Genomic DNA, 25241 nt, shown 5'->3' with positions numbered 1-25241 from the left:
ACCCTTTTAGACACCGGGGGGCATAGCGAGTGGTATGTCTATTTCGGGTGACGGCCCCGGTTTGTCGAAAGCGAAATCTCGTCTCGGTCGTTACCTCGCGGGCGCGGCAACGTTGATGCTCACCTACGCAGTCGTCTATCGCTGGGCGGCGGGGCAGTTCGCCGGTGAGGACGTGAGTTACCTCCAGTCGCTCCACGTCGTCGTCGAGACGTTCACGACCACTGGGTACGGCGAACAGACGCGGTTCTGGGTCGACTCACCGCCACTGCTCGCGCTCTCTATCTTGATGCAACTCACCGGCGTGACCACCGTCTTCCTCACGCTCCCGTTGTTCCTCGTTCCACTCGTCGAAGACGCGTTACGGACCGCGCCGCCGACGTCCACCGACCTCTCGGACCACGTCGTCATCTGCACGTTCACTCCGCGTGGAGACGCACTCGTCGACGAACTCGACGCGATGGACGTCCCGTACGTCGTCCTCGAATCGGACCGTGACCTCGCCGAAGACCTGTTCGGAAAAGGGTACGAAGTCGTCCACGGCGACCCCGAATCGGTCGAGTCGCTGGAAGCGGTGAACGCATCCGAAACGCTCGCAATCGTCGCCGACGACGACGACGAGACGAACGCGAGTATCATCTTGGCCGCGAAGCAGGCCGCACCGTCGAGTCGTGTCGTCAGTCTCATCGAAAACCCTCGCGTCGCGGAGTATCACCGCTACGCCGGTGCGGACCAGGTGGTCTCGCCCCGCAGACTCCTCGGTGAGAGTCTCGCCGGGAAGGCGACCACGTCCGTCTCCTCTGCACTCGGTGACGCGATAGAAATCGGTGAGGACTTCGAAGTCGCAGAACTGCTGGTCCAGCGCGGGAGTCCGGTCGAAGGTGAGACCATCGCCGAGAGCGGTATCGCCCGTCTCACCGGCGTCAACGTCATCGGGGCGTGGTTCTCAGGGAAGTTCGTCTCGCCACCTGCGCCAGACGACGTCATCGACGAACACACGATTCTCCTCGTCGTCGGGCGCGAGAAGCGACTCGAAGAACTTCGCTCGCTCACCCTCTCGTCGGCGCGTCGCTTCCGCCGGGGAACGGTCATCGTCGCGGGGTACGGCGAAGTCGGGTCGACGGCCGCAGAGACACTCGCGAGTTCGGGTGTCCCCCATCTCGTCGTCGACAAAGAGCCGAAACCCGGCGTGGACGTGGTCGGTGACATCACCGACCCGAAGACGCTCGCGGAGGCGAACGTCACCGAAGCGCGCGGCGTCCTCCTCGCCCTCGACGACGACACGACGGCAGTGTTCGCGACACTCGTCTCAGAGCGTGTCTCCGAAGAGACCGAAGTCATCGCGCGGGCGAACGAGACCGAGAGCATCTCGAAACTCTACCGCGCTGGGGCGGACTACGTGCTGGCACTCTCCACCGTCGCGGGGCGCATGCTCGCGTCGACGGTCCTCGACGAGGAAGTCATCGCGCCGCAGTCCCAGATAGAAATCGTTCGGACGCAGGCACCGGGCCTCGTCGGGCGAACGCTCGCCGGGGCGGACGTGCGAGCGAAGACGAACTGCACCATCATCGCCGTCGAGCGTGCGGGAGAACTCCTCACCGAAGTCGGGCCCGACCTGCGTGTCCAGTCGGAAGACGACCTCGTCGTCGCCGGCCTCGACAAAGATATCTACCGATTCAACGAGCAGTTCGGCTGAGGGCGTCGCACTGGGGTCGTTCGACGAGACGACAGTCCGAGCGCCGTCGCTGACAGGTTACTTCGGCGAAAAAGGTAGTCGTGGTCCGAACGATTACGCGCCGACTTCCGCGCCGACGTACAGGACGACGACGAGGAAAATCCAGACGACGTCGACGAAGTGCCAGTACATCGAGGCCGTGCTCACGGAGACGTGGCGTTCGGCGGAGTACTGACCGCGGAGTGCGCGGACGAACACGATGCCGAGAAGCACAGCGCCCATGCTCACGTGAAGCCCGTGGAGGCCGGTGAGGCCGTAGAAGGCCGACCCGAAGATACCCGACGTGAGGTCGAACCCTTCGTGCACGATGAACTCGTAGTACTCGTACACCTGACCGCCGATGAAGATGACCCCGAGGAGGAGCGTGGCGGCGAGGCCGAGGATGAAGTTTCGACGGTTCTCGTTACGGATGGCGATATGTGCCCAGTGGAGCGTGAAACTCGACGCAATCAGGAGGGCAGTGTTCGCCAACACGAGCGACCCGGTCAGTGGTGGGAGCTCCTGCGGGGGCCACGCTCCTGCGCGGATGAAGAAGTAATAGGCGAACAGCGCACCGAACGTCGCGAGTTCGGACCCGAGGAAGGCAATCATGCCCCAGCGGAGTTTCGCCGCACTCTTTTGGTTCGCGTCGCGCGACCAGAAGTGGCTCACGAAGGCGTGGTACAACCAGCCGTAGATACCGGCCAGGAAGAGGAAGATGCTGCCGATGAACACGGCGGGGCCGAGCGCCGACCCAACGATTCCGTCCTGTCCCATGACGTACAGACCGGCACCGGTGTAGATGCCTGCGCCCCCGACGGCGGTGACGAACGGCCACCAACTCGCCTCGCCGAAGCCGCGCGGCCAGTCCTGGACCGCCGGCAGGTGGTGGCCGTGGTCGTCGTGTGCTTCTTCGGTACTCATAGACGCCCGTTATTCTTCGGCTACTAAAAATCCTCCCAAAACCCGCCCGTCACTCGTGGACACCGAACAGTCGACCCGTCTGGAATCCGACGTGATTCCGTGGTCTCTCGGAGAAACAACAGTCTTCGTTCTCGCCCCGACGCTGTCGAGGCTGGCGACCCAAGCGAGAAGGCGGTACGCCTCAGTCGGCGTTCGTGGTCGTCCGGTGGAACGGTTGCCGAGCGATGGTGTTCCGCATCTCGGCGAGTGATTCGGAACTGGCGCCGTTCATGGCCGACACCACGGCGAACACCTCTTGGCGCGAGACTTTGACGCCTTCTCCGGTCACCGCGTGCTCCGGGTTGGCGAGGAGTTCCCGGAGGGTGCCAACCGCGAGGAGGAACGGAATTGCCCACGCGGCGAGCGTATTGCCGTCGCGCAGTGGAACCGTCTCCAGATAGGTCTGGGCGTCGTCGACGAACGACTTGGCGTGCGTGGCCGTCCGGAAGACGACGGACGCTGTCTTGCTCAGGTTTTGTGGTTCGACGACTTCCTCTTGCGGGACGCCCTCTTCGTCCAACCATTCGGCGGGGAGGTAGACGTTGTTCTCGGCGGTGTAGTCGTCGTGAACGTCTTTGGCGATGTTGACGAGTTGGAGAAGCAAGCCGAACTCCTCGGCCGTGTCGTAGAGGCGCGAACTGCGTTCGCGGTCGACGTTCCCCCGCGTCACGAGGTTCGTGATGAGGTTGCCGACGGTCCCCGCGGCGTAGTAACAGTACTCTTCGAGTTCTTCGCGCGATTGGATACGGAGGCCGCCCGTATCCGAGTGGCGTTCGACGAACATCGCCATCCCCGAGACGAGTTCGCGCACGGGCGGCGTGACCGCCTCGCGAACGTCGTCCGGGAGTGCGTCGAACGTGCGGAAGACGCGGGCGGCGTTCGCGACGACCATCCAGTCGTCGGAACGTTCGCCTTCGGGTGGAAGATGTGGTTCGACCGCAGCGACGAACTCGTCGATGTCGGTGTCGTCGTCTGGGTCGAGTGCGCTGTCGTAGAGTCGAAGGAGATGGGCCTGCTCGCCGGGCGAAATCGACGACGAGTCTTCCACGGTGTCGGCGACTCGGCAGAGGAGATAGCCAATACAGATGTAGGAAGACATCGGTTCGTCGAGGACGTCCACGGTGAGGGCGAAGGTACGCGAGACACCCTGAACTGCATCGTGACACCAGTCAAGGTCGTCGTCGGTTGCCGGTGGCCGGGCATCGGCGTGTCGAGACATTCGGAGTGTTCACCAATACGGAAGGGGGGATAAAAAGTCTCGTGGGGCGAGGCTCGGCGTTCCGTAGCAGAAAATCATAAGCATAGTCGATGAAAGAACCACACATGGACTTCACGCTCACTGCTGAGCAGAAGCAAATCAGAGACATGGTCGCGGAGTTCGTCGACGAGGAGGTCAAACCTCGGGCGGCCGAAATCGACGAAACCGACGAGTTCCCTGCCGACCTCGTCAAAGAGATGGGCGAACTGGGCCTGATGGGGATGCCCTTCCCTGAGGAGTACGGTGGCGCGGGCCTCGACTACCACTCGTACGCTATCGGCCTCGAAGAGATTTCGCGAGGCTCCGGTGGACTGGGTACCATCGTCGCCGCGCACACGAGTCTCGCTGGCAACATGCTCTACGAGTTCGGGAACGAAGACCAGAAGCAGACCTACCTCACGCCGGTCAACGAAGGGACAGATATCGGCGCGTTCGCCCTCTCGGAACCCGGCGCAGGCAGCGATGTACCCGCCATGGAGACGACGGCAGTCAAAGACGGCGACGAGTACGTCGTCAACGGCGGGAAGCTCTGGATTTCGAACGGCTCGGTCGCCGATACGGTCATCCTGTTCGCGAAGACTGACCCCGACGCGGGCAACAAGGGTATCTCCTCGTTCGTCGTCCGACCCGAGGAGGACGACGGATTCATCGTCGAAGGCACGGAGCACAAACTCGGTGACAAGGGCTGTCCGACTGCCGAACTCCGCTTCGACGACATGCGTATCCCCGAAGACCGACTCCTCGGCGACGAGGGTGACGGGTTCATCCACGCACTGAAGACGCTCAACGGTGGCCGCATCACCATCGCGGCGCGCTCTGTCGGTATCGCGCGGGCGGCCCTCGACGACGCCGTGAAGTACGCCGGCGAACGCGAGCAGTTCGACCAGCCAATCGGCGACTTCCAGGCCATCAAGCACAAACTCGCCGACATGGACACGAAGGTGCAAGCCGCGAAACTCCTCATGCACAAGGCCGCAGACCTGAAGATGCGCGACGAGACGTTCATCAAGGAGGCCGCACAGGCGAAGCTCTACGCCTCTGAAATCTCTCGTGAAGTCGCCAACGAAGGCATCCAGATTCACGGTGGCTACGGCTACACCAAGGACTTCGCCGCCGAACGCTACTACCGCGACGCGAAACTCAACGAGATATACGAGGGAACGAGCGAGATTCTCCGCAACACCATCGGCGACTGGGTCCAGAAGTAACCGCGTCAGTCGGTAGTCCGCACGTCGGCGTCCGCCGTCCGCTTTTCGCCACTTTCTACGCGTTCGGTGAGCCACGCGTAGTACGATTCGACCCGTCTCGCTCCTTCGTCGGTGAGTCCATACACGTCGTGTATCCCCCGTACTCGTCGTTCGAGGTGGCCCGCATCCACGAGTGCGTCGAGCGTCGCGTAGAACGACTGCGGGTCGAGTCGGATGTCGTAGTAGTTCTCGAGTCGCGTCTTCAACTTCTGTCCCCGGAGTTCGCCTGCGTCGTAGAGGATGGCGCAGAGGTCACGTCGCCGGCCGCTCTGGAACCACATACCTCCACCTCGAAGGTGAGACTCACGTCACTTTCGTTCCGCAGTCGTGACTCGTCTTGGTCTTCGAGAGAACCGGTACATTAGACACACCCCAGTCCTTAGCGGCGGTTATGACCGAACAGGAGGCGTCTGCCAACGACATCACTGCACGGTACTACGTCACCGATACTGAACGCGTCCTCGAATTTGACCGGGAGGGTCGAACCGCCGCCGTGGCGCAGAACATCAGCGGCTATGCGATGCTCAAAGTTCGCCCGACGGTCGATGGCGACGAGCTAGAACGCTACTACGGATTCGACATGGCACTCGACCACGCCGCAGAACTCCTCGGTGTCTCGCCGACGGACCTTCCGGTTCCGGAGGATGCGGCGGACATGGGGATGTGACGCGAGGCGAGAGCGTCCCGTCCACCATTCGACGGGGTGCTATCACAGTGACGTTCGCGCTGTAGGCGAGTCGCGGACGTCTCTGGTTCCACGGGGAACCGCTTTTATCGGAGCCGAGTGTGTGCCTCTCACATGTTCAGGCAGGGTTTCCTGAGACGCGCCGTGAAAGCCGGTGGTCCCCCGGCCGTCATCACCGCGGGCATCGGTGTTGGTGCAACTGGCCTCGTGGGCCAGCGCATCGAGTCGAAAACAGACCCGATTGCGAGGGGAGTCGCACAGACGCTCGGGATTGACCCGCAGATGGGGCCGGCCGTCTTAGTTGTCGTCGCCATCCTCGTCTTTGCTGTCGCACTCGTCGTGCCGGAGTTGTTCGACGATGGTCGGTACTAGTGCTATCCCCAGTAGAACCGCGGCCCCAAGAACAGATAGCCGAGCGCCAAGAACAGCAAGCCGAACGCGAACCCTTCTCCGAGCGACCCAGAGAGGACGATGGCGAGTCCCTGCACCACGCCCATCACGAGTGCGTCCTGCGCGTGTAAGTCTGGGTACGTCACGTCGGAGAGCATCAGTCCGGCCATGATAGCCGAGAGGACGACGAGGAGCATCGGGTCGACGAACCCGACGAGGACGCCGGCCGAGAGGATAGTCGCGGCGAGCGTCGTCGGCACGCCGACTGTTTCGTCGCTGTCGCTGTCGTAGGCGGTGTAGAGGGCCAACCGAATCACGGCGGCAGCGACGAACAGTGCCGCGATAGCGACGCCGAGGACGACTCGCAGTCGGTCGAAGGCCCACATCTCCCGGACGACGGTGACGACGAGAAGTGCCGGTGCGACACCGAACGAGGCCACGTCGGCGAGTGAATCGAGGTACGGTCCGGCTTCTGTTCCACCGTAGCGGCGGGCGACGACCCCATCCAGTCCGTCGGCTATCGCGGCGAGGAGAATCGCCTTGGCGGCGAGGCGAACGTCGATTGCGGTCAACACCGCAGCGACGAACCCGAGTGCCGCGTTGCCGGCGGTGACCACGTCCGCGAGGCCTAACCGGCCGACGAATCGGGGTCTCATACCGTTGCGATTGCGTACCTCCCCTTTGCCTCTTACGTTCCGTTCGTGCTGTCGGGCCAGTCGGGTCCCCACAGAAGGTTCGGCGAGTGAACCATGCGACATTTATCCGTCGCGTCCCGAGACTCGGCTATGCGAGACGATGGGTCCTCAGATGGCCGCCAGACACGACGCGCGTTTCTCGCCGCCGCGGGGACGGCCGTAACTGCCAGCCTCGCCGGGTGTGCAACGACGCTGGCGTCCAACGGAGAGTTCGACGTCGGGATGACCGCCGTCGCGTTCGACCCACCGGTCGTCACCGTCGAAGTCGGCGACGAAGTCGTGTGGCGAAACACGAGTTCGCGCGGTCACACTGTCACCGCCTACGAGAGCGTCCTCCCCGAGGGTGCGGAGTTCTTCGCCAGCGGCGGATACGAGGACGAACAGACGGCCCGCAAGTCGTACTCGAACTCACTCGGTGGCCTCATCGATAGCGGCGAGACGTACTCGTACACGTTCAATGTACCCGGCGAGTACGAGTATCTCTGCATCCCGCACGAACAGGCCGGGATGGTCGGGACGGTTGTGGTCGAAGAGTAACCGAGTTTCACTCGTCACCGACGCCCAGACCGGACGTTCGTGAGGTAATAGCACGTCGGGAGTTGGCTCAAGACGACCCCCGTAGCGAGAACGACCAACAGTGATTCGTACGGCGTGCTGGCAATCGGTCTCGGTTTTAGCAGAAAATAGTACACGTACTTGATTCCGTCGTGAAACACGTACGAGAGAGCGAGGCCAGCAAAACTGATGGTTCCAATCGAGACACTCCGAACCAACCCCTTCGAGGGTGATAGCCCAGACCGGACGGAATCGACGTAGATAGCAGAAGATGTGATCGTTGCGACCGCGAGTCCGCAGACGAGCACGATGCCGAGGAGGGTCACAGTTTCCTCTCGACTCAGTGCGCAATAGTACCACCGAAGACTGCATTTCAGGAGCGACGACTCGGTGGATGGTCCCGCTGGTATCCGACTGTTCGACACCGTGAAAAATCGAAAGTGGAATTCAGACCGCCAGTCTGGCGGACTTACTCGGCGTCTTCGTCGACGTCGACGGCAACGTCTTCTTGGTCGACGCTGACTGCGGCCTCTTCTTCGGCCTCGATCTCCTCGGGACGGGCCTCGAGAGAGAACTTCTTGACTTCGACGCGGCGGAGCGGGTAAATCTGCTTCGCCTCGCCGTAGATAGCCGACGAGAGACGGCCTTCGGTGATACTGTTGGTCAGGTCGTCGTAGGTTCGTTCGGTGATGGCCTCGCGGGTGAGGTCGATCATGATGCGGCGAATCTCGTGTTCCTGACTGCGGTCTGCCTTCTTCGTGGTGAAGGCGACAGGCTGGACCTGAACACGGAAGTCGTCCTTCGTCACAGCCGTGACGTTGGCTTCGACCTTCGACGCGCCGCGGCGGACGAGACTACGGAGGTAGTCTCGGGTGAGTTCCTGCTGGATGAACTCGGTGTAGGCCGCGTCGCTGCCGACGTCGTTCACCTTGAAGGTGAGTTTGACGTTGTTCGCGCCCTGGTCGTCGTTGAGTTCGCCGAGGGTCGCTTCGACCGTACGGCCGTAGACCTTCTCGGGTTCGTCGGCGAAGGTTTCGCCGAGTTCCTGGCGGTCAAAATTCTCGGGAGCGATGACGGTGTACCATCGCTTTCCGCGCTTCTGCTTAGAGACGGATCGTTCACTCATGGTTAGTGGTTGTGTGCGTTCGTGTTGCTGCGATGACGGTCTGTGCGACCGTCACGTTGACGACGTAATCATCGACCGTAGACAGGAGTCCACCGGTCGAATCGCGTTCGATTGTCGTGACGAGTTCGTCCCCATCGATAGTCGTCTGCATCGAGTCCGTGTTGTCCGGGCCGAGTGCCGCAGCGACGAGTTCGGGGTCGTCGTGTGTGGTCCGCAGGGTCGCCCGCCGAGTCATCGGCGCACCCCCCTGACGGCCGTGACGACCGATTTCGGCTCGACCGACGGGTCGAACCGCATCGTCGCTTCTGCTTCTGACCCAGTCGCCGACGCGTCGCCCAGTTCGGTTGCTGCTGCGGCGAGTTGCTCGTCGAGGCCGGCAGGGCCGGTCGAGACGAGTGCCGCAGCACCGGTTCCAACCGCGAGGACGGTCGGTTCCGGCGACCGAAAGTCGCGGGCGAGGCGCGCGACTGTCGCGAGGCGTCCCGGAGACGAGAGGTCACACGAGAGCGCATAGAGGCTCTCGTAGCGGCCGGTCGTCGCCTCTCGGAGTGCTGTGTGCGTCGCTTGCGCGTGTTCGCGCCACGCATCGAGCGCTGCGTCACGTGCGTCGTGACCCAGCGCCAGTGCGACGGCGAGACCGGGCGTCTCCCGAACGGTCGCATCGAGAACGTCGGCAAAGCCACCGACGGTCGCGAACGGGCCGTTCGGGGTCGCGTCCGGTTGCAAGAGACGCTCGACAGCGGTCGCCGCGCGGGGTGTCGCCTCGCCACCTGTCGCATCGAGTGCGACGAGGGAGGCGACACGTCTGTGCGCGTCTGCGTCGAGTTCGGCCGGGAGTGCGAGTTCGGCGAGTTCCGCCTGTGTGCGCTCTGTGTCGGCCGAAAACGGTGCGTGGACGAGCGTCGAGTGTGCGAGTCCGTCGGCGAGGTCGCCCGTCGGGACGGCCACACCGGGTCGGGACTCGACACCTGCGTCAGTCGCCGCGTCTGTGAGTTCAGTGTCGTCCTCCGGCGACACGCCGGCGGCGTGGAGGCCTGCCAGCGCGACCACCGGGTCGGGGTCGACACCGAGTTCGCGGACGACAGCGACAGCGTCACGCGGTTCGAGTTCGAGGTCGGCATCGGCGTCCGACAGTCCCACGACGGCCGCAACGTCGTCGTGTGCGGCAGTGTCGGGGGTGTCGGTCGCCCGGATACGGAAGGGGACGTCGAGTGTCTCGAGTGCCCGCCCGACGACGCCCGCCGTGGCGACGGCAGCACCGCTGGTGTGGACGCGGAGGCGAACGAACGTCGCCTCGCGAAGCACTGCGGCGGCCTCGGCGGCGGGTGTCTGTTCGGCGGGACTCGGAGACATCTACTTACTTCTCGAGGAGTTCGACGGCGACGTCGTAGTTGTACGTGAAGTCGTCGTCGAGTTTGTCGCCCCGGTAGTACGAGACGAGGCGGCGAATCTTCGACTCCGTGTTCTGGAGCGCGCGACGGTTGGACTTGTCCTGCTGGTTCTCCTCCATGTGCTCACGGAGGCGAACTGCGCGTTCCATCAGGTTACGGAGGTCCTCCGGAAGGTCCGGGGACGCGTCGTTCTCTTCGAGGATGGTGGTGACTTTCTTGCCGGTGGCGAGTTTGACGTCCGGAACCGGGACGCCCTTGACGCCTTCGTCGCGCAGGGCGAGGCCAATCTGGCTGGGGTCGTTGCCCTGTTCGGCAAGTTCGACGACGCGTGCTTCGATGTCTTCTGCGTCGACGTCACTCCACTCCGGTGCTTCGTCTGCCACGGGCTTGTCCGAACCGGACGAGCCACGGCGGCGGGTGTGCATTCGTGCCATTGTTGCGGGTTGGAACCGCACTGACCGCAGAAACGAGTGCCCGCAGTCGCACTGGCGACTGCTGGGGCACTACCGCAATCCCAAGCCCACTCATGTGGGCACGTCAGATTTGCGGCCGTGCTGGATTCCCGTTGGATTCTCCACGCGCGCCGGGTTAAACCGTTTCGACTCGTGCCGACGTCGAATCGAAGGGCTTCTAAACAGGTGGCGGCTACGAGGTGGTGAGGGCTCGTAGATCAGGGGTAGATCACTCCCTTGGCATGGGAGAGGCCCCGGGTTCAAATCCCGGCGAGTCCACTCACTTCCTTCCGTCGCTTCGCTCTGTCAGTCGTTCGTGGACTCGCCGTACTCCCCCTCGCTGCGCTCGCGGGAGTCCCGGCGAGTCCACCGAGTTCTGCCGATAGTTTTGCAAACAGAGTTAGTTGCGTTTATCGACCACACCCATCTCTATCTGAAATCGAATTTGAATGGGCCCCGCACCTAAGCCTACGCTATGAATCGAGTGTTTCCATCCTTTGTGACTCATCCCCTTGGGAAATCCCTTTGCCAAATCACGTCTAATTGACGTGTGAAGATGGCCGAAAAGCCGTTTCAATCTCAGCTCATCAAAGCGGAGCAAGAGCTTTCTGAAGTTTTTGCCGAGGGACACTTAGTCGGCTTTCGAGACGACGTTAAGGAAATCTGGGAAGAAAATCGAGAGAATATGTCGTGGGACATTAACTCCCGAGAATTAGCTTTGGAAGTCGACAGTTCCATTCAGAACTCTCAAGAAAAAATCCTAACAGTTGAGGATGGAATCGATAAGCTCCAAATAATTGATGGTCTCACGGGAGGGGCACTTGGATCGGGCTTATATCTAATACTCACACATTTTGGGGTGGCCTCAGTCCCTGCATTTATTCCTTCTATCGCTGTTTTTCTGTTCTTTACCCTGATTAACCATGGATTGCTGTTCACAAAGGCATTAATCAATCTAGCCTGCTTCTCCTCTGCGTCGCCACGTGAGCGCGATTCGGCTCTTCTATTCAAACGAGGATGGAATGCTAAGGTATTGAGTAGTAATTCTTCGATTCTCGGAATCATAGTAGTCGCTCTGGCTCGTCGAGTATGGAGGGGCGGGTATGAGCGAGGGCTAGATAAGATTCAGCATTGGGACCTAAAGAATAACATACTGGAGAGAGACACCGGTTTCTTTGAGCTCATCTGAATTTGGCTGGGCCGGCGGCGACACTTTACCTGTATACGGTGATATGTCACCCATGAGTAGTTCGACGAAACGCCGGACGTGGAGGCTAGTCGACCCGGAGACGAAGAGCCGCGTCGGGCAGCGTCTCCAATCTGTTGCGCTCGTTCTCGCGTCGTTGAACGTCGTCGCCGTCGTGCTTCAGAGCATCGACCGACTCTACGATGCGGCCCCACTGTTGTTCGACGGGTTCGCTGTCGTCTCGGTCGCTCTCTTCACACTCCTCTTTGCCGTCCGAATCTGGGCGGCGGCGACATCGAGAGTATATCGAGGCTCGGACGGACGGTTTCGACTAGTTCGCCAACCCTTCGTCCTCCTCGATTTGGTCGTCATCGTCGTGTTCTGGCCCACGTTTTTTGTGTACCCAGAGACGTTAGGTGGAATTCGCGTTCTGTGGCTGGCACGGATGTTCGACATCCCGCGCCTCGATAGGTCCCGAACGCGGTTCAAGCGAGTTCTCGCTGCTCAGCGCGATGACCTCGGCACCGCCTTCATCGGTGCCGGAACACTCGTCCTCCTCTCTTCGACACTCATGTTCTTCGCCGAAAACGGTGCCCAACCGGAGGCCTTCAGTTCGATTCCCGACGCACTCTGGTGGGGCGTCGTGACGCTCACCACCGTCGGGTACGGTGACGTGGTTCCGGTTACGCCGTTGGGTCGCCTGCTGGGTGCGATTACGACCTTCGGTGGAATCGCGTTCTTCGCGCTCCCGTCGAGTATCTTGGCGGCAGGGTTCTTCGCCGAGCGAGAACAGGAGCACGACGTTGAGTCTGCGCAGGACGAACCGAAAACAGGACCAACTCGGTCGAGCGACGACGCGTCTCAGAACCGGTGTCCACACTGCGGAGAATCACTCGACTCCGCTGGCCCGACGAATCACTGAGAAGCGGGGAGACGGAGAGTCGAGCGTCGTCGAATTACGCGTCGTCGTCGGATACGCCGATGTCTTCGGCAGCGAGGTCGGTCACGTGACGGACGATTTCGGGGTCCACCTGTGCGATATCCTCGCCGTCGTGTAATTGGTCGTTGTGTTTCTGAATCGTGTCAGGAACGTCCGAAAGCGGAATCCGGGACGTCGTCTCACACGCTTCGCACACGATTGGGACGAGTGGTGCGTCGTCGTCATCACTGGGCATACTCCACTGGTTTTCGGACGGACGGAAAAACAGAACCGGTTCGCTGCTCAGGTTTCTGCTTCTTCCCCACCGGTCGAGTCGTCCGACCGTCCGGTGAGTGCGTCACGGGCGTTGTGCAGGCGATTGCGCGTCTCTTCGAGATAGTTCCGCGTCTCGTCTGCTGTCTCGTCGATGAGGCGGTCGATGTCCGCAATCACTCCGTCGATGTCCGTCCGGAGGTCCGCCGTCGCTTCTTCTGTGTCCTCTCTCGCGTTGTCGACGAGACGTGAGATTCGGTCCGACGCGTCACTCACGCCTTCGCTTACGTCTTCTTGCGCTTCGTCGAGGGCACGTTTCATGCTCTCACTCGCTTCCTTCAGTTCGTCTCGGACTCGGGCCATACCCGATACATCGACGCCGTGATGGATATGATTTGTCAAACATTATTTAATTATGACTGGTTTGGGAGGAAGGCAGACCTGACTCTTCGAAAATATCTAGTAACCTTTGATGTTCTTAAAATCTGTACCTCTCGGCGTTTTTGAACGATTTAGCACGCGCTGACAAAACGGAGATTCTCCACCAACAATAGCTACCGTGTTTGTTGACGAATAGGTATTCATGGTGATTCCAGTGGGGGACGCTCGACGGAGACGCAATGTCTTCGCGGTGGCTATTCTCGCATTTCTCGTAGTGACCGCGGGGTGTGCCGGTGTCGGTGAGGGCGTGGGAGACGGCACCAACGAGACGACCGAAGAGCAAGTGACCGAACCACCGGTCGAGACGACTGCGGAGCCAACAGACGCGCCGCCAGCGACAGACGCCCCCGACGACGGCGGTGACGGCGACACTGGCGGCGAGGAATCGAACAACCAGACCTTGCTCCTGCTGGGTGCACTCGCGGTATTCGCAGTCGGGTTCGTCGCTGCGGGTATCCTTCGCGGACGAAACAAATCCGATACAACCACCCAGACACCACCTGCAGCAGCATCGACAGTAGACTCACGCTCCGACTCAGAGCGCGTCATCTCGCTCCTGCACGAGAACAACGGTCGGATGTTCGAGGACGTGTTGCAAGAGGCCCTCGACTGGTCGCCGGCACACGCCCGCCGCGTGCTCGACGGACTCGTCGCCACCGGTGACATCGAGCGAAGAGAGACTGATGGCGGCACACTCGTCGTCTTCACTGACCCGAACCGGACCCCTGAAGAGGAGTGATTCGGCCGTCGGAATCGGGTTCGTGCCACGCGATAGCCCCACAGCGGTCCGACGATTCGAAGCCCTTATTTATTCGACCGGGGAATGGAAGGATGCGTTCGAGGGCTCGTAGATCAGGGGTAGATCACTCCCTTGGCATGGGAGAGGCCCCGGGTTCAAATCCCGGCGAGTCCACTCACTTCCTTCCGTCGCTTCGCTCCGTCAGTCGTTCGTGGACTCGCCGTACTCCCCCTCGCTTCGCTCGCGGGAGTCCCGGCGAGTCCATCAACTTTTGTCGATACCACCGGTGAGCGTAACGAGTCGCGTGTATCGACTGTATTGATGCATGTCTGAGGTAGGATTTGAGCAGCGAGCAACCCTCGGGTTTGCAAGTGTGTTCAAATCCTGTGAACTCCGTTTACAACCGTCGCAAACCGGGGGTTTGCTCAGTCCCGGCAAGCCCACTCACCGACGTCACGTTCGTTCTGCTCACGTGACTCCCGGCGAGTCCTATTCTCCGCGACACTACCTGACGAGCAAAGGCTCCGTGCCACGTTCAGAGTTGATAATTTTGGGCGGCAATCTCCCCACAAGTAATCAAAGCCCCCTATTTCACGTGGTTCAAGCTATGCTCGCGTGTGAGACGAATTATCACGAGGTGATTCATGAAGGGACTCGGACACTCGAACTCTGCTCCACCGATTCCAAGACACGCTTCCGTCCTGTTGCGTGAACTTGGCAACCACCTGTGAACAGGACACACTGAACCAGCGTGGATTCACCTATCTGTGCCGGACGTCGCACTGTGTGTGGTCTGGCAATCGACCGATGGTGACGATTCCCGGTACTCACTTTCAGAGGCGCCCACCCACGCCCGTTCATTGGTTGTCGCGGTTTTTCCCCGGGCCCCCCGGCCCACACGTCTCCGATTGGCTTACGAAGCGTTCTTGTCGCAGTCGTTCGTCGAGGCGACGGTAGTCGTCGGGTGCAGGTCACCCACCGACACATCCAGATATTTGACTGTCACGTAGCCAGTGAGGTTTTGGTCCCGGGCGTAGAGAGGCTACGTAATGAGCGGTCGCTCCCGTGTCCCGTGGCTGTATCGCGTCGTCCGTGACCGGTCGGGACAAGCATCTCCATTGGCTGTCGTGCTTATCCTCGGAATCACTGTTCTCGGCACGACGGCGGTGGTCACTCTCGGTGGGGCCGCACTCAGCGAAACGAAACAGGCGTCGAGTGCTGCCCGTGCGGAACACTCGATGACGCTCTTCGACTCGAAGGTTGCAATTACCGCACTCGGCGACACCCAGTCGCAGTCAGTCGAACTCAGCGGGACCCAAGACGGGCAGTACGTCGTCCGCGACGACACCACCAGAATCGTCGTCACGCACAAGGACTTCGACGGCGACGGTGCCTCCGAAGAGTTGTACAACGACACGCTCGGGAGCGTCGAATACCGAACGGGGGACGTAACAATCGCGTACGAAGGTGGAGGCGTCTGGCGCACACAGGACAACGGGACGTCGATGGTGTCGCCGCCGGAGTTCCACTATCGAGACAAAACGCTCACGCTCCCGGTGATTCAGGTCACCGGTGACGGCAGTTCGGGGCAGAGTCCGGTCGTCGACATCATCGAAGAGGAACAGGCCCATCCGGTGTACCCGAACGAGAGTTCCACCTACAGCATCACCGGCGACAGATACGGCAACCCCGTCGAAAACGGGACTGTCGAGGTGACAATTTACAGTCCGCACTACCGCGGGTGGGCACAGTTCTTCGACGACCGCACAGAGGGCGACATGTCAATCGACCACTCGAACGAATCGGTGAGCGTCGAGTTGGAAGCAATCGGGGGTGTCGTCGGTGCGTTCCGGATGCCGAACGAAGGGGGGTCAGTCGACGTACGAGGGATGTCTGACAACCATAACGTCACCTCGTACACGCTCAACCTCACTGCCGACGGGCACTTCAACAACATGCACTGGTCGATGTACCACGACGGCCCCACGGAAGACCTCGAATTCCACATCTACTCTACAGGGAAATGTACAGGCGGGAGTTTCAACGGTGACGTCGACATCAGCATCTACTATTCGAATCGGTCAGGATACTACGAAGGCTGGCAGAAGTCTAACATTATTCCCGGGCCATCCAAGGCCGTCCAGGTCGATTGCAGCGACGACCCCGCGACGTTCACGGTGAACCTCACGCACGAGGGAACCGACATGACGTACGGCGAAATCGACATGACCGGAAGCGACAACAAGTGGTACTTCGGCCCCGAAATCAAAGACGACACGACGAACTCCTCTGTCGACTTCGACCAACACGATGCAGACAGAGCGACCCCGTACTCGGATGGCGAGACGGAGTCACTCGACACGGTTACGAACCACTACCTTTCCCTTCTCGCGCCGCAGTACAAACTCACCGTGACCGACGGTCCCGGCGGGAGTGAGCGTGTGAACGAACGCAGTTCGTCCGGAAATCTCGATTACGAACAGGCGGACGGTGGCCGGTACATCACGTTCCTCCACGTCACTGAAAATCGCGTCCGCGTCGAGGTCCACTGACCCCCGTCAGTCGACTAGCGAAACGTCGACCTGTTTTTCCACGACTCGAATTGAATCGACACCCGTGAGTTCACACGAGACCATGGTGTCGTTGACGAAGGGACACGTCACGTCGTCGTACGACTGTAGTTCGGTCTTCCAGAGTTGTGGACGAGGTGAGGTGACGTTGACTGTCACGTCGTAGGACCCACTTTCGGAGGCGATTCCCCGGTACTTGGCACCGGAATCGGACATCTCTGCGCGAACGAGGTACGTTCCAGACCCGCCGACCGAGTTCGCACTCTGGGCCGACCGTCTGGTGGAGATTGCCGAGACGACGACGGCGTCCTCAGAGAGTAAGAATGCGGGGTGGCGAACGACTGTCATCGACTCGTCGGTCCCCCGGAAGACAGTTCCGAAGGCGTAGACGAGGCGTTCGTTAGACGTCTCCGACGTGTACACCAACGGTCGCGTGCTCACCGTCGCATTGTCGACCACGCCACCATCTTCCCACTCGACTTCCATCCGAACGGGGTCACCGAACGAGAGCGCCGACTCGGCCAACTTGATTTCAGTGGCCCGACTCGGCGCGCCGCGGATGGCGATGTCTTCCATGTTGTCGTCGAGGATGTCGAAGGCCCGCTCGGCGTTGTTGATGCGCTCGACGTTACGGGTGTCTTGGAGACCGTCCATCCCGACGGCGGTGACGACACCGACCGTCGAGAGGACGAGCGAGAAGACGAAGATGAACCCGAGTGTGTCACTCACGGCGCGGCGGTCAACCATTGGTCACCTCCAGTTCGTCGGTGGCCGCATCGTATGAGACAGTGACGTCGCCCGCGTCGACTGACCCCGGCTTGAGGTCTGTCGCGGTTTCGACGTCGATGCGGACGGTCACCTCGGGGTCGACCGACTGCAAGACGAGTTCGTTCGATTCGACTTCGATTCTGTACGTCGTTCCAGCGACCCGGTTGGGAAGCTCGAGACGCGTCTCCACGTCCGTGACCGTCTCGTCACCTGACGACGCGACGACCCGGTCTGCGGCCTCCAGATTCGCCGCGAGACGCTGTCCGACGACTTCGAGTTCTGTCTCGGTCACACGCTCGTGCTCGGACGAGACGAACCCACCTGCCGCGACCATGATACCCGAGATGAGTATCGTCGTTATCGTGAGGGTCAGGACGAAACCGAGGGTGGTCGAGACTGCTCGTGAATTCATCAGAGTTCACCCGGTGCGATTCGGATTTCCTTTTTCACAGTCGTCCCACTGGACTGGAACACGAACGTCACGTTAGCGTCGTATATCGCGTCCTGTTGAACGGGCCAGTACCCGCTTCCGACCGTCGCGTATTCGTCCCCATCGAACAGGTCGAAGAGGTTGGTATCGTCGTTCGTCGCGTACAGTTCGTACGTTCCGGTTGCGTTGTCCGCGTTGTCGAACTCGAGGTCGATTTCGCCGTCGACCTCGTCGTGAGCGGTTTCGAGTGGTGGGCAGTACTGTGTCCCCACAGTCGCGTCGCTTACGTCCACGACGAGTGAACCGTCGTTCGTCGGTTCGACTGCACAGGAACCGACGACACCAGTCTCGTTTTCCACGGTGACGACGACGTTTGTCCCATCGTCGTGCATCGTGACTCGCACGTCGTCGTTCGTGCCACCGTCGTTGTTGTCGATTTCGAGCCTGAAGGCGTCGGAAGGGGTGCTATCGAGACTGGTCCGCGAGACGTTGAACCGGATACCGCGAACGCGGCCATCTTCGATGACCACCCATTCGACTTTCGACGAGTTGTCGGTGAAGTCCCGTGAGGCGTCGTCTTGGTGGACTCGCAAGCCAGTCGTGTTCGTCCCAGTGTACGAGACGTTCGTCGTGAACCCGTTCGTCGCCTCCAACGTCGCCGCCGACGAACTCCAGTTCGCCAGTGTGGTCTCGAATCGGGACTCGATATCCGAGGGTGACCCACCACGCCGATTTTCTGCATCCAAAATCACGCCTCCAGTATCGACGGCGACGCGCTGTGCGCTCGTCGCCTCGTCGAGTTGCGTGTCGGTCGTCCGGGTGGCGATGTTCTCGGTGTAGATTGCGGTGTTGAGAATCAACGCGAGACTAACCAACAGGACGGCGATTGCGAGGGCAGTGATGAGGAAGAGTTGCCCACGGCCCTCACCGGCGTCTCGCGAGGGGAGCGTCACATCCGCCATACGACCACCTCTACTTTCAACGCGGACCACACTGGGTCCGTATCGTGTCGCTGGTCGACGTAGAACGACGACGCCGAGTCGAGCCTCGTCGTCGTCGGAATGGCAGTCCTGTCGTCCACTTCGTGGAGCACGTCGTCGTCCATGAGCGTAACGAGACGAGACGCCGACGCGGCGTGGTCGCTCGGTTGCCCCATGTGGACGAGACTGACTCGGTTGAGTGCCTTCCCCTCTTGATTTGATTGGACAGAGTATACGATTACGTTGAACGCGATTCCGCGGTCACGGAACGTGTCGTTGAGCATCCGCCCGAACACCGTCGGCGGGCCGCCAGCGACGTAGTTCCCCCCTTCTTCTGCACTGATATTTTCGAGGAGGAGTGTGCGCTTGAGCGACCCGTTTTCGGCCGCGGCGTCGAGGAGTCCCTGTGCGACTGCTGCTTGCTGGTTCTCGATGTGTTGACTCGACGTACTCGCAGTTAGGGGTGTGACGGCGGTCACCTGGAGGGCGAAGGTGACACTCGCCAGCAGGACGGTGGCGGCGACGAACGCCTCGAGTGCGTGTGCTTGTCCACGGTCCATCGTTACCAGACCCTCACCAGTAGTTGGTGGAGTTGTCCGTCGACGAGAACCGAGCGGCGAGCGGCGACGACTTGCCCGGAGGTCGGTACAGGCTCACCGCGCGTCGCATCTGACCCACCGGGAAGCGATACGACCGACCCATCCCGAACGAGCGTGACGTTCACGTCGTACGTGTCTCCGACACCGATCGCGTCTTCGACCGGTCCGGTTCCGTACTCACAGTCGGCCGGCGGCGACGTATTTTCGAAGAATCCCTCGACACACTCCGTGTCGAGAACCGTCTGTTCCCCCGGTGGCGAGAGTGCGCCACCCGCGAGGTGGTCAGCCGCACGGTTGGCGACGAGAGGACGGTCCTGCGCGTCGTCGAACGGTTGGACGATTTGGGGGACGGTTCCGATGACCCACGCGATGGCGAGGAGGAAGATTCCGACGCCGACGGCGTAGTCGAGCGTCGTCTGTGCCCGACTCCGTTCGGTTCCGGCGGTGTGGTCACGTCGTCGCATCAGCCAACCACCATCCAGACCCCGAGTGCGAGCGTCTGCAGGACGACGACGAACTTGACCCCCGCGAGGAGGTCGGCGTTACGGATGTAGCCGCTGATGAACCCCGAGAGCACCGCTTGAAGGGTGACCCCGTGGAAGAACAGGAGCGACATGAGGTCCGGGTCGAGTGCACCGCCGAAACTCGGACCACCGGAGACGCCGCCACTGGACCCGGACGCCTGTGACGAGAGGCCCGCCATCACGTCGAGGAACTGCGTCTTCAGGATGGCCATGACCGCCAACAGCGTGACGTAGGTCATGAGGATAATCGCGACCTGCATCCGGGTCCGTGCGATACGTTCCCGCTCGATGTCGTCTTGGTTCTCGGAGGACTGTGCGGCAGTCGTCAGGACTTCCGTAATCTGGCTGGACGCCTCTTGGGCCTTCGTGATGAGTTTGACCGTCCGAGCGAGGCGCGGGATGTGGTACTTGTTGTTGAACTCGACGAGTGCCTCACGGAGACTCATCCCGTAGTTGACCTTCGCGTACATTATCTCGAACTCGTCGGCGAGTTTCCCGGAGGACGTGTCGGCGACGGTTTTGAACGATTCGAGGAGCGTCTGGCCGGTGTCGTTCGCACTCGAAAGCTTTCGGAGGTTGTCCGAGAGTTTCCCGGTTATCGCAGACCGGGAGTGGACGTTCCACTCGTGGAAGACTGCCAGCGGGACGGTGACGAGGTAGACGGGGACGTAGAACCAGATGACGGTTCCCCAGATGGGTTGTGCAATCATCCCCTCCCACGACGTGGGCGCAGACCCTCCGACGACGGCAACCGCGAGGAGGACCATCGAGGCGGGAACGGTCAGCGCGAGGGTGAAAAGCGGGTGTTGTTTGAAGAAGACGTGTGGTTGCCGGAGTAACTCTCGCGTCTTGTACGTCCCTTCGCGGTCCTTGATGCGCGAGAACAGACTGTACTCGCCGACGTACGACTCGACGAGTCCCATGTGAACGAGACCCTCTTGTTGCTGGCCCTGGAGTCGGGCACTCCCGTTCGCCGGTGCGAGGAACCCATCGCCAATCTCGTCTTGCTTGACCGTCGAGATGAGGACCAAGAACCCGACGCCGACGAGCGGAATGAGGCCGTAGACGGTGGCGTAGAGGAGTTCCTGTTGTGCCTTCCCGAGCATGCTCATGATGACGAGGATGATGATGAGGAGCAGTGGGAACAACGAGAGCGTCATGTACATCTCGCCGAACAGTTCCATCGTGTCCAGCGTCTGTTCTTGTTGCTGTTTGGCCGTCCGGAGGTGCTTGTCTTTCTTGTCCTTGAGGAAGCCCTCCATGTCACCGCCAGAGTTGACGATAGAGAGCATGTCAGTGAGGAACTGGGAGAGTTCGTCGGACGGTGTGAGAAGTGCCTGCTGGCGAATCGCGTTTCGGTAGTCGGTTCCGAAGTACTCCGTCTCTTGGACGATGCTCTGGAACTCGCGCGAGACTTCGCCGTAGGTGTCGTCTGCGCGCGCCATCGCTTCGAGGATTTCGAGTTGGTTCAGTCCCCCCACCGACAGCGCGTACATGAACGAGATGGCGTCCGAGAGGAGCATGTTTATCTCGCGCTTCCGGGCGGACGCTTTCGAGTACGGCATCCCCACGAGTGTCCCGAATCCGAGTGCGAACCCGATGGACCCGAAGACGATGCCCGAGACAGTGACCGCAGCAGGCATGACGAGTGAGCGGAGGAGTTCGGCAGTCGATTCGCTCCCGACGGGGATACCGAGGCTTATCGATTCCGCCGACACGAGTCCGAGCGCGAAGATGCCGTATCCGAGCGACATTCCGAGAATCCACAGCGAGAGTCCGACGAGGACACCCACTGCGAGCGCCCGTGAGAGGTACAGTTCGACGGTGTTCGGCATCCGCGCTTGCTGGAGTTTCTCTTCGACGTCCGCGACGAACTCGCCGTCTTCGTCGAAGAGAATCTGAAAGAGTGGATAGAAGGCGTCACCGAGTGTGTCGGTGCTTCGGTCAAGTCCCGCGGAGTTCTCGGCGTCGAAATTGCTCATCTACTCGTCCTCGTCGCGCTGGACGGACTGTGACTCCGTCTTCTCTTCGTCTGGCGTGTCTGTCTCTGCCGCTTTGAACCCGCCCCACGACTCGTCGACCGTCTCGTCGGCGGCGTCGGCGTCTTCGCTCGCGTCCGCCTCCGTGGTGGTCGAGTCGTCGTCCGACGACGCCGAGTCACTGGGTTCCTCGATACCGAATGCACCGAAGAAGTCGTCGAGGTCGATGTCGTCGTCCTTCGGGTCCGGGAACGTCGGGTCGCCTTCTTCGTCGAATCCGAAATCGTTGGGTTCGCCTTCGACGTCGGATTCGAGCAGTGACTCCCACAGGTCCGTCGCGGCGTCACGTTTCGCCTGTTCGTCCGGGTCGTCTGCGTCCTCCATCGCTGCTTCGAGCGCCGGCGTCTCTTCTTCGCCGTCGATGGGCGACGGACCGTCGTCACCTTCGATTTCGGGCGTCTCGTCACCAGCGTCGAGTTCAGACCGCTCTGACCCTTCGCCGAGGGCAGGGTCGCTAGTGGCCTCTTCGAGCGAGTCGAGTTCGTTCCGTTCGCCGGGCGTCGCCTCGACGTCGGGTTCGCTTCGCATGTGCCCGAGTGCCTCTGCGACTTCGCCGACGTCGCGGTTACGGTAGTCGGGGAAGAGTTCTTCTTCGGCCCGACGGAGAATCTCTCTGGCGAGTTCTCTGACGTGTTCCGGTGGGTCGGGGCGGGGAACCATCGCCTCGCTCTCGGGGTCGATGTTGATGTGGACCGACTCCATCTCACGCAGGTCTTCGAGACTGCGTTCGAGGTCGTCGGTGGCCATCAGGCCGATGATAGTGTCCTGGTCGTTGATGAACGCCTGGAACGTCGCGGCGACCTGTGTGTACGTGTTGAGGCCGCGGTCGATGAGGTACGCGAGGACCACCTGTCGCTTGAAAATCTCGTGTTCGAGCGTCTTGTGGTCCCACCCGCGGTCGAACTTTATCTCTTCGAGCGTGTTCGACGACCCCATCTCGAGGAACTCGTCCGTCTCTGCCTGCCACTGGTAGACGTCCTGAACGTTGATTTCGTCGTTCTCTGGGTCGTAGTGGTTGATTTCGGTGAGCGACTTGTTCCGGCGAACCTTGTTGCCATCGACCCGCGTCGACGTCTGGATAGACACCAGGTCGAGCGCGGAGAACATCGTCTTCGAGACGTTGATGGGTGCGGTCGTGAAGCGTTTGAGGACTTCACCCACGGAGTCCGCGTGGAACGTCGTGTAGGTGGTGTGACCCGTGGACATAACCTGAAAGAGCGTCCGGCCTTCTTCCCCACGAATCTCTCCCATGACGATGTAGTCGGGGCGTTGACGGAGCGCCGCTTCGAGCAGGTCGAACTCGTCCACGTCGCCTTTGTCGTCGTCTGCGAACGAGGGGCGCGTGACGGACGCAATCCAGTTTCGTTGTGGGAGTTCGACTTCGCGGGTGTCCTCGATGGAGACGATTTTCGTGTTCGACGGGATGAACAGCGAGACGGCGTTCAGGGATGTCGTCTTCCCGGACGCGGTGCCGCCGGCGAAGATGAGACTCTTGTCGTTCTCGATGCAAAGCCACAGGAACGCCATCTCTTCGAGCGAGAACGTCGACCAGTTGATGAGGTCGATTGGCGTGAACGGGACGTCCTTGAACTGACGGATGGTGTAGTTCGTCCCGTGGTCGGACACCTCTCGGCCGAGTGTGAGTTGCGCACGCGACCCGTCGGGCAGCGTCGCGTCGACCTGTGGCCGACGTTTCGAGATGCCCTTCCCGGAACGCTGTGCGAGTTTGACGACGAAGTCGTCGAGTTCGCCCTCGCCGTGGTAGATGTTCGAGATAATCTGTTCGTAGTCGGAGTGGTAGACGAACACCGGGGAGTTGTACCCGTCACACGAGATGTCCTCGACGTTGATGTCGTGTTTGATGCCGTCGATTCGCTCGTACCCGATGAAGTCGCGGCGGAGGTAGTACTGGAGCTTCTGGACTTGATAGTCGTTCAGGTCTGCCTCGTCGTCTGCGAGAACTGCGGACTCTGGGCGTGCGGCGATGCCGTCGATACCGCCGAGCGGTGCGTCGTCGCGGTTCGTTCGTTTCGACCCGCCGGTGAACCCACCGAGTCCGAGTCGTGAGGCGACGCCGCCGAAGAGAGACGCACTGCCGCCGTCTGGAACTGTGGCCGTGCCCGTCGAGTCAGGCTCGTCGTTCCCACCGAACAGTCCGCCGAGTCCGAGACGGTCCATGAGACCGGACGACTCGGTCGCCCCGTCGGACGCGAGCGCCTTCGATGCTGGCTTGTCGTAGAGGTCGTATCGCGACAGGAGGTCGTACGTCTCCGCCTCGATGACTGCCCCACGGTTGTCCTCGCCGTTTCGGACGATGCTCTCTTCGCTGTACTTGATTGCGTTCCGGAGTTTGCTCGTGAGGAACTCTGTCAGGTCGTCCTCGACGCGGTTCAGGTAGGGTTCGACCGCGTAGTACTTCTTCTCGTTCTCTTTGACCGAGTGGAAGATGACGACGAACGCGTAGGGCTTGTTGACCCAGTACCGTTCGACCTCACGGAAGTGTGTCTTCTTCTCCATCGGAACCGCCTTTTCGAGGTCGTAGCGGTTCGCCAGCGTCGTCGTGCCGTCTGCACTGGAGAAGAACTCGTCTTCGTCGAGGTCTTCGTCGACGTCGACCGTCCGAGTGTCGATGACCTCGTCGAGTTCGTCGGCGCGTTGGGCACCTCGTGCGAGTGCGTTCTCGATATAGTCGGGGTCGAACCCGAGGGCATCTTCGGCGTCGAAACGCTCGATGTCGCCGTCGCTGTCCCGCGGGCGGGAGCCATCGTCTTCGTAGTAATACTCTCGTTTGTAGTGCTCCCACATCCACTCGTCTTTGACGACCGGCGTGGTCTCGGGGTCACAGAACTCTTCGAACTGTTCGTGAATGTCCGTCGCGTGCGCGCCTCGCTTCCCGACGAATTCGGCCACGTCGACCGGGTGGAAGTCGAGATAGTTCTCGGGGTCGAGCACGACGCTCTCCCAATCTGTGCGGTCTGGGGTCGGAACCTCGTGTTCCTCGTCTTCTCCCCACCGTGAACTACCCGGTGTCTCCGTGCGGGTCCGCGGGTCGAAGCCATAGAGGGCCTCGACATCGCCGTCTTCCCCATATTCGTCGAGGAAGTCGGCCCACGTATACTCGCCTAAGCGGGCGTTTGACGCCTGGTCCGGGGCGGCATCGCCCTCCACCGGTGACTCCGCGTCACCCTCGATCGCCTTTGGCCCGGAACCGTCGGCGTCTTTCCTTGCCATTGTCCCTCGGATATTCGGGTTAATGGAAAAGTCTTTTTCCCAGACTATTTACATTATAGCGTCCGTTTA

At 61.1% G+C, this 25241-nt stretch carries 26 protein-coding genes and 2 tRNA genes; 11 read left to right on the top strand and 17 right to left on the bottom strand.

Translation table 11 applies throughout. The annotated features are described in order from the left end of the window. The first annotated feature begins 34 nt into the window (after positions 1-34). Positions 35-1693: a potassium channel family protein gene (locus tag GJR96_RS14790; RefSeq protein WP_151163629.1), complete on the top strand. Its 1659-nt coding sequence runs from the start codon at positions 35-37 to the stop codon at positions 1691-1693. Between the two features lie 93 nt (positions 1694-1786). Here the strand turns inward: GJR96_RS14790 and GJR96_RS14785 are convergent, their stop codons facing one another. Then, entirely contained in the window at positions 1787-2635 is an 849-nt protein-coding gene (locus tag GJR96_RS14785) for a cytochrome c oxidase subunit 3 (RefSeq protein ID WP_151163628.1), read from the bottom strand. 181 nt (positions 2636-2816) lie between these two features. Then, positions 2817-3893 carry a phytoene/squalene synthase family protein gene (locus tag GJR96_RS14780; protein ID WP_151163627.1) on the bottom strand — a complete coding sequence of 359 codons (1077 nt, stop codon included), beginning with the start codon at positions 3891-3893 and terminating at the stop codon, positions 2817-2819. Positions 3894-3997: 104 nt separating this feature from the next. On the opposite strand from GJR96_RS14780, the gene GJR96_RS14775 reads away from it, so the two are divergent. Further along, complete coding sequence (locus GJR96_RS14775) at positions 3998-5140, top strand: acyl-CoA dehydrogenase (RefSeq protein ID WP_151163626.1); 1143 nt, start codon at positions 3998-4000, stop codon at positions 5138-5140. 5 nt (positions 5141-5145) lie between these two features. On the opposite strand, the gene GJR96_RS14770 is transcribed toward GJR96_RS14775, so the two are convergent. Continuing rightward, positions 5146-5460 (bottom strand): DNA-binding protein, encoded by a 315-nt coding sequence (locus tag GJR96_RS14770; protein ID WP_151163625.1) that lies wholly within the window; start codon positions 5458-5460, stop codon positions 5146-5148. 110 nt (positions 5461-5570) lie between these two features. Between GJR96_RS14770 and GJR96_RS14765 the strand changes: the two genes are divergently transcribed. Together GJR96_RS14765 and GJR96_RS14760 are read left to right on the top strand one after the other, a co-directional pair. Next, the gene (locus tag GJR96_RS14765; RefSeq protein WP_151163624.1) at positions 5571-5846 is read left to right on the top strand and encodes a DUF7111 family protein; all 276 of its coding nucleotides are present in this window, start codon (positions 5571-5573) and stop codon (positions 5844-5846) included. 132 nt (positions 5847-5978) lie between these two features. Then, a complete protein-coding gene (locus tag GJR96_RS14760; RefSeq protein WP_151163623.1) occupies positions 5979-6236 on the top strand; it encodes a hypothetical protein in 258 nt (85 codons plus the stop codon). A 2-nt stretch (positions 6237-6238) separates the two neighbouring features. On the opposite strand, the gene GJR96_RS14755 is transcribed toward GJR96_RS14760, so the two are convergent. After that, positions 6239-6910, bottom strand: a complete 672-nt coding sequence (locus tag GJR96_RS14755) for a protein sorting system archaetidylserine synthase (RefSeq protein WP_151163622.1) — start codon at positions 6908-6910, stop codon at positions 6239-6241. 129 nt (positions 6911-7039) lie between these two features. Between GJR96_RS14755 and GJR96_RS14750 the strand changes: the two genes are divergently transcribed. Continuing rightward, positions 7040-7486: a cupredoxin domain-containing protein gene (locus GJR96_RS14750; protein WP_151163621.1), complete on the top strand. Its 447-nt coding sequence runs from the start codon at positions 7040-7042 to the stop codon at positions 7484-7486. Positions 7487-7973: 487 nt separating this feature from the next. On the opposite strand, the gene GJR96_RS14745 is transcribed toward GJR96_RS14750, so the two are convergent. From GJR96_RS14745 to GJR96_RS14730, 4 genes are read right to left on the bottom strand one after another with little or no spacing between them, the layout of a single operon-like run. Then, positions 7974-8630: a 30S ribosomal protein S3ae gene (locus tag GJR96_RS14745; RefSeq protein WP_151163620.1), complete on the bottom strand. Its 657-nt coding sequence runs from the start codon at positions 8628-8630 to the stop codon at positions 7974-7976. Beyond that, positions 8623-8865 (bottom strand): KEOPS complex subunit Pcc1, encoded by a 243-nt coding sequence (locus GJR96_RS14740; protein ID WP_151163619.1) that lies wholly within the window; start codon positions 8863-8865, stop codon positions 8623-8625. Before GJR96_RS14740 ends, GJR96_RS14745 begins: the two co-directional genes overlap by 8 nt. Then, entirely contained in the window at positions 8862-9983 is a 1122-nt protein-coding gene (locus GJR96_RS14735) for an exonuclease (RefSeq protein ID WP_151163618.1), read from the bottom strand. The genes GJR96_RS14740 and GJR96_RS14735 overlap by 4 nt, the downstream gene beginning before the upstream one ends. Before the next feature lie 4 nt (positions 9984-9987). Further along, a complete protein-coding gene (locus GJR96_RS14730) occupies positions 9988-10455 on the bottom strand; it encodes a 30S ribosomal protein S15 (RefSeq protein WP_151163617.1) in 468 nt (155 codons plus the stop codon). 225 nt (positions 10456-10680) lie between these two features. Between GJR96_RS14730 and GJR96_RS14725 the strand changes: the two genes are divergently transcribed. The 3 genes from GJR96_RS14725 (at position 10681) to GJR96_RS14715 (ending at position 12581) form a co-directional block, all read left to right on the top strand. After that, a tRNA-Ala gene (locus GJR96_RS14725) sits at positions 10681-10752 on the top strand. A gap of 277 nt (positions 10753-11029) precedes the next feature. Then, positions 11030-11662, top strand: a complete 633-nt coding sequence (locus GJR96_RS14720; protein ID WP_151163616.1) for a hypothetical protein — start codon at positions 11030-11032, stop codon at positions 11660-11662. Positions 11663-11714: 52 nt separating this feature from the next. Then, positions 11715-12581 carry a potassium channel family protein gene (locus GJR96_RS14715; protein WP_151163615.1) on the top strand — a complete coding sequence of 289 codons (867 nt, stop codon included), beginning with the start codon at positions 11715-11717 and terminating at the stop codon, positions 12579-12581. A gap of 34 nt (positions 12582-12615) precedes the next feature. On the opposite strand, the gene GJR96_RS14710 is transcribed toward GJR96_RS14715, so the two are convergent. After that, a complete protein-coding gene (locus GJR96_RS14710) occupies positions 12616-12834 on the bottom strand; it encodes a hypothetical protein (RefSeq protein ID WP_058573491.1) in 219 nt (72 codons plus the stop codon). Between the two features lie 47 nt (positions 12835-12881). Further along, positions 12882-13214 carry a hypothetical protein gene (locus GJR96_RS14705; RefSeq protein ID WP_151163614.1) on the bottom strand — a complete coding sequence of 111 codons (333 nt, stop codon included), beginning with the start codon at positions 13212-13214 and terminating at the stop codon, positions 12882-12884. Positions 13215-13482: 268 nt separating this feature from the next. Between GJR96_RS14705 and GJR96_RS14700 the strand changes: the two genes are divergently transcribed. The 3 genes from GJR96_RS14700 (at position 13483) to GJR96_RS14690 (ending at position 16583) form a co-directional block, all read left to right on the top strand. After that, the gene (locus tag GJR96_RS14700) at positions 13483-14031 is read left to right on the top strand and encodes a helix-turn-helix transcriptional regulator (RefSeq protein WP_154326239.1); all 549 of its coding nucleotides are present in this window, start codon (positions 13483-13485) and stop codon (positions 14029-14031) included. A 102-nt stretch (positions 14032-14133) separates the two neighbouring features. After that, positions 14134-14205: transfer RNA gene (locus tag GJR96_RS14695), tRNA-Ala, on the top strand. 875 nt (positions 14206-15080) lie between these two features. Then, positions 15081-16583 carry a DUF7289 family protein gene (locus tag GJR96_RS14690; protein WP_151163612.1) on the top strand — a complete coding sequence of 501 codons (1503 nt, stop codon included), beginning with the start codon at positions 15081-15083 and terminating at the stop codon, positions 16581-16583. A 6-nt stretch (positions 16584-16589) separates the two neighbouring features. Here GJR96_RS14690 and GJR96_RS14685 read toward each other — a convergent pair whose 3' ends face one another. The 7 genes from GJR96_RS14685 to GJR96_RS14655 are packed head-to-tail and all read right to left on the bottom strand — an operon-like array spanning position 16590 to position 25172. After that, positions 16590-17348, bottom strand: coding sequence for a DUF7289 family protein (locus GJR96_RS14685; protein WP_151163611.1), 759 nt, complete (start codon positions 17346-17348; stop codon positions 16590-16592). After that, positions 17341-17781, bottom strand: a complete 441-nt coding sequence (locus tag GJR96_RS14680; protein WP_151163610.1) for a DUF7266 family protein — start codon at positions 17779-17781, stop codon at positions 17341-17343. The genes GJR96_RS14685 and GJR96_RS14680 overlap by 8 nt, the downstream gene beginning before the upstream one ends. Continuing rightward, positions 17781-18761, bottom strand: coding sequence for a DUF7261 family protein (locus GJR96_RS14675; RefSeq protein ID WP_151163609.1), 981 nt, complete (start codon positions 18759-18761; stop codon positions 17781-17783). The genes GJR96_RS14680 and GJR96_RS14675 overlap by 1 nt, the downstream gene beginning before the upstream one ends. Beyond that, entirely contained in the window at positions 18749-19348 is a 600-nt protein-coding gene (locus GJR96_RS14670; RefSeq protein WP_151163608.1) for a DUF7288 family protein, read from the bottom strand. The genes GJR96_RS14675 and GJR96_RS14670 overlap by 13 nt, the downstream gene beginning before the upstream one ends. Continuing rightward, positions 19342-19842, bottom strand: coding sequence for a DUF7287 family protein (locus tag GJR96_RS14665; RefSeq protein WP_151163607.1), 501 nt, complete (start codon positions 19840-19842; stop codon positions 19342-19344). Before GJR96_RS14665 ends, GJR96_RS14670 begins: the two co-directional genes overlap by 7 nt. Then, a complete protein-coding gene (locus GJR96_RS14660) occupies positions 19842-21884 on the bottom strand; it encodes a type II secretion system F family protein (protein ID WP_151163606.1) in 2043 nt (680 codons plus the stop codon). Before GJR96_RS14660 ends, GJR96_RS14665 begins: the two co-directional genes overlap by 1 nt. Beyond that, a complete protein-coding gene (locus tag GJR96_RS14655) occupies positions 21885-25172 on the bottom strand; it encodes an ATPase, T2SS/T4P/T4SS family (protein WP_151163605.1) in 3288 nt (1095 codons plus the stop codon). It abuts the gene before it with no gap. Positions 25173-25241: the final 69 nt, after the last annotated feature.

The organism is Haloferax litoreum (assembly GCF_009674605.1).
Classification (GTDB): Archaea; Halobacteriota; Halobacteria; order Halobacteriales; family Haloferacaceae; genus Haloferax; species Haloferax litoreum.
This window is presented reverse-complemented; position numbering and strand designations above follow the sequence as displayed.

Excerpts from the sequence above, each read along its gene's own strand:
- GJR96_RS14765 (WP_151163624.1), top strand. The coding sequence starts at position 5,571 with ATGACCGAACAGGAGGCGTCTGCCAACGACATCACTGCACGGTACTAC.
- GJR96_RS14770 (WP_151163625.1), bottom strand. The coding sequence starts at position 5,460 with ATGTGGTTCCAGAGCGGCCGGCGACGTGACCTCTGCGCCATCCTCTAC.
- GJR96_RS14745 (WP_151163620.1), bottom strand. The coding sequence starts at position 8,630 with ATGAGTGAACGATCCGTCTCTAAGCAGAAGCGCGGAAAGCGATGGTAC.
- GJR96_RS14790 (WP_151163629.1), top strand. The coding sequence starts at position 35 with ATGTCTATTTCGGGTGACGGCCCCGGTTTGTCGAAAGCGAAATCTCGT.
- GJR96_RS14655 (WP_151163605.1), bottom strand. The coding sequence starts at position 25,172 with ATGGCAAGGAAAGACGCCGACGGTTCCGGGCCAAAGGCGATCGAGGGT.
- GJR96_RS14775 (WP_151163626.1), top strand. The coding sequence starts at position 3,998 with ATGGACTTCACGCTCACTGCTGAGCAGAAGCAAATCAGAGACATGGTC.
- GJR96_RS14675 (WP_151163609.1), bottom strand. The coding sequence starts at position 18,761 with ATGGCGGATGTGACGCTCCCCTCGCGAGACGCCGGTGAGGGCCGTGGG.
- GJR96_RS14735 (WP_151163618.1), bottom strand. The coding sequence starts at position 9,983 with ATGTCTCCGAGTCCCGCCGAACAGACACCCGCCGCCGAGGCCGCCGCA.
- GJR96_RS14785 (WP_151163628.1), bottom strand. The coding sequence starts at position 2,635 with ATGAGTACCGAAGAAGCACACGACGACCACGGCCACCACCTGCCGGCG.
- GJR96_RS14665 (WP_151163607.1), bottom strand. The coding sequence starts at position 19,842 with ATGCGACGACGTGACCACACCGCCGGAACCGAACGGAGTCGGGCACAG.
- GJR96_RS14705 (WP_151163614.1), bottom strand. The coding sequence starts at position 13,214 with ATGGCCCGAGTCCGAGACGAACTGAAGGAAGCGAGTGAGAGCATGAAA.
- GJR96_RS14690 (WP_151163612.1), top strand. The coding sequence starts at position 15,081 with ATGAGCGGTCGCTCCCGTGTCCCGTGGCTGTATCGCGTCGTCCGTGAC.
- GJR96_RS14660 (WP_151163606.1), bottom strand. The coding sequence starts at position 21,884 with ATGAGCAATTTCGACGCCGAGAACTCCGCGGGACTTGACCGAAGCACC.
- GJR96_RS14720 (WP_151163616.1), top strand. The coding sequence starts at position 11,030 with ATGGCCGAAAAGCCGTTTCAATCTCAGCTCATCAAAGCGGAGCAAGAG.
- GJR96_RS14680 (WP_151163610.1), bottom strand. The coding sequence starts at position 17,781 with ATGAATTCACGAGCAGTCTCGACCACCCTCGGTTTCGTCCTGACCCTC.
- GJR96_RS14715 (WP_151163615.1), top strand. The coding sequence starts at position 11,715 with ATGAGTAGTTCGACGAAACGCCGGACGTGGAGGCTAGTCGACCCGGAG.
- GJR96_RS14730 (WP_151163617.1), bottom strand. The coding sequence starts at position 10,455 with ATGGCACGAATGCACACCCGCCGCCGTGGCTCGTCCGGTTCGGACAAG.
- GJR96_RS14755 (WP_151163622.1), bottom strand. The coding sequence starts at position 6,910 with ATGAGACCCCGATTCGTCGGCCGGTTAGGCCTCGCGGACGTGGTCACC.
- GJR96_RS14685 (WP_151163611.1), bottom strand. The coding sequence starts at position 17,348 with ATGGTTGACCGCCGCGCCGTGAGTGACACACTCGGGTTCATCTTCGTC.
- GJR96_RS14760 (WP_151163623.1), top strand. The coding sequence starts at position 5,979 with ATGTTCAGGCAGGGTTTCCTGAGACGCGCCGTGAAAGCCGGTGGTCCC.
- GJR96_RS14750 (WP_151163621.1), top strand. The coding sequence starts at position 7,040 with ATGCGAGACGATGGGTCCTCAGATGGCCGCCAGACACGACGCGCGTTT.
- GJR96_RS14710 (WP_058573491.1), bottom strand. The coding sequence starts at position 12,834 with ATGCCCAGTGATGACGACGACGCACCACTCGTCCCAATCGTGTGCGAA.
- GJR96_RS14780 (WP_151163627.1), bottom strand. The coding sequence starts at position 3,893 with ATGTCTCGACACGCCGATGCCCGGCCACCGGCAACCGACGACGACCTT.
- GJR96_RS14740 (WP_151163619.1), bottom strand. The coding sequence starts at position 8,865 with ATGACTCGGCGGGCGACCCTGCGGACCACACACGACGACCCCGAACTC.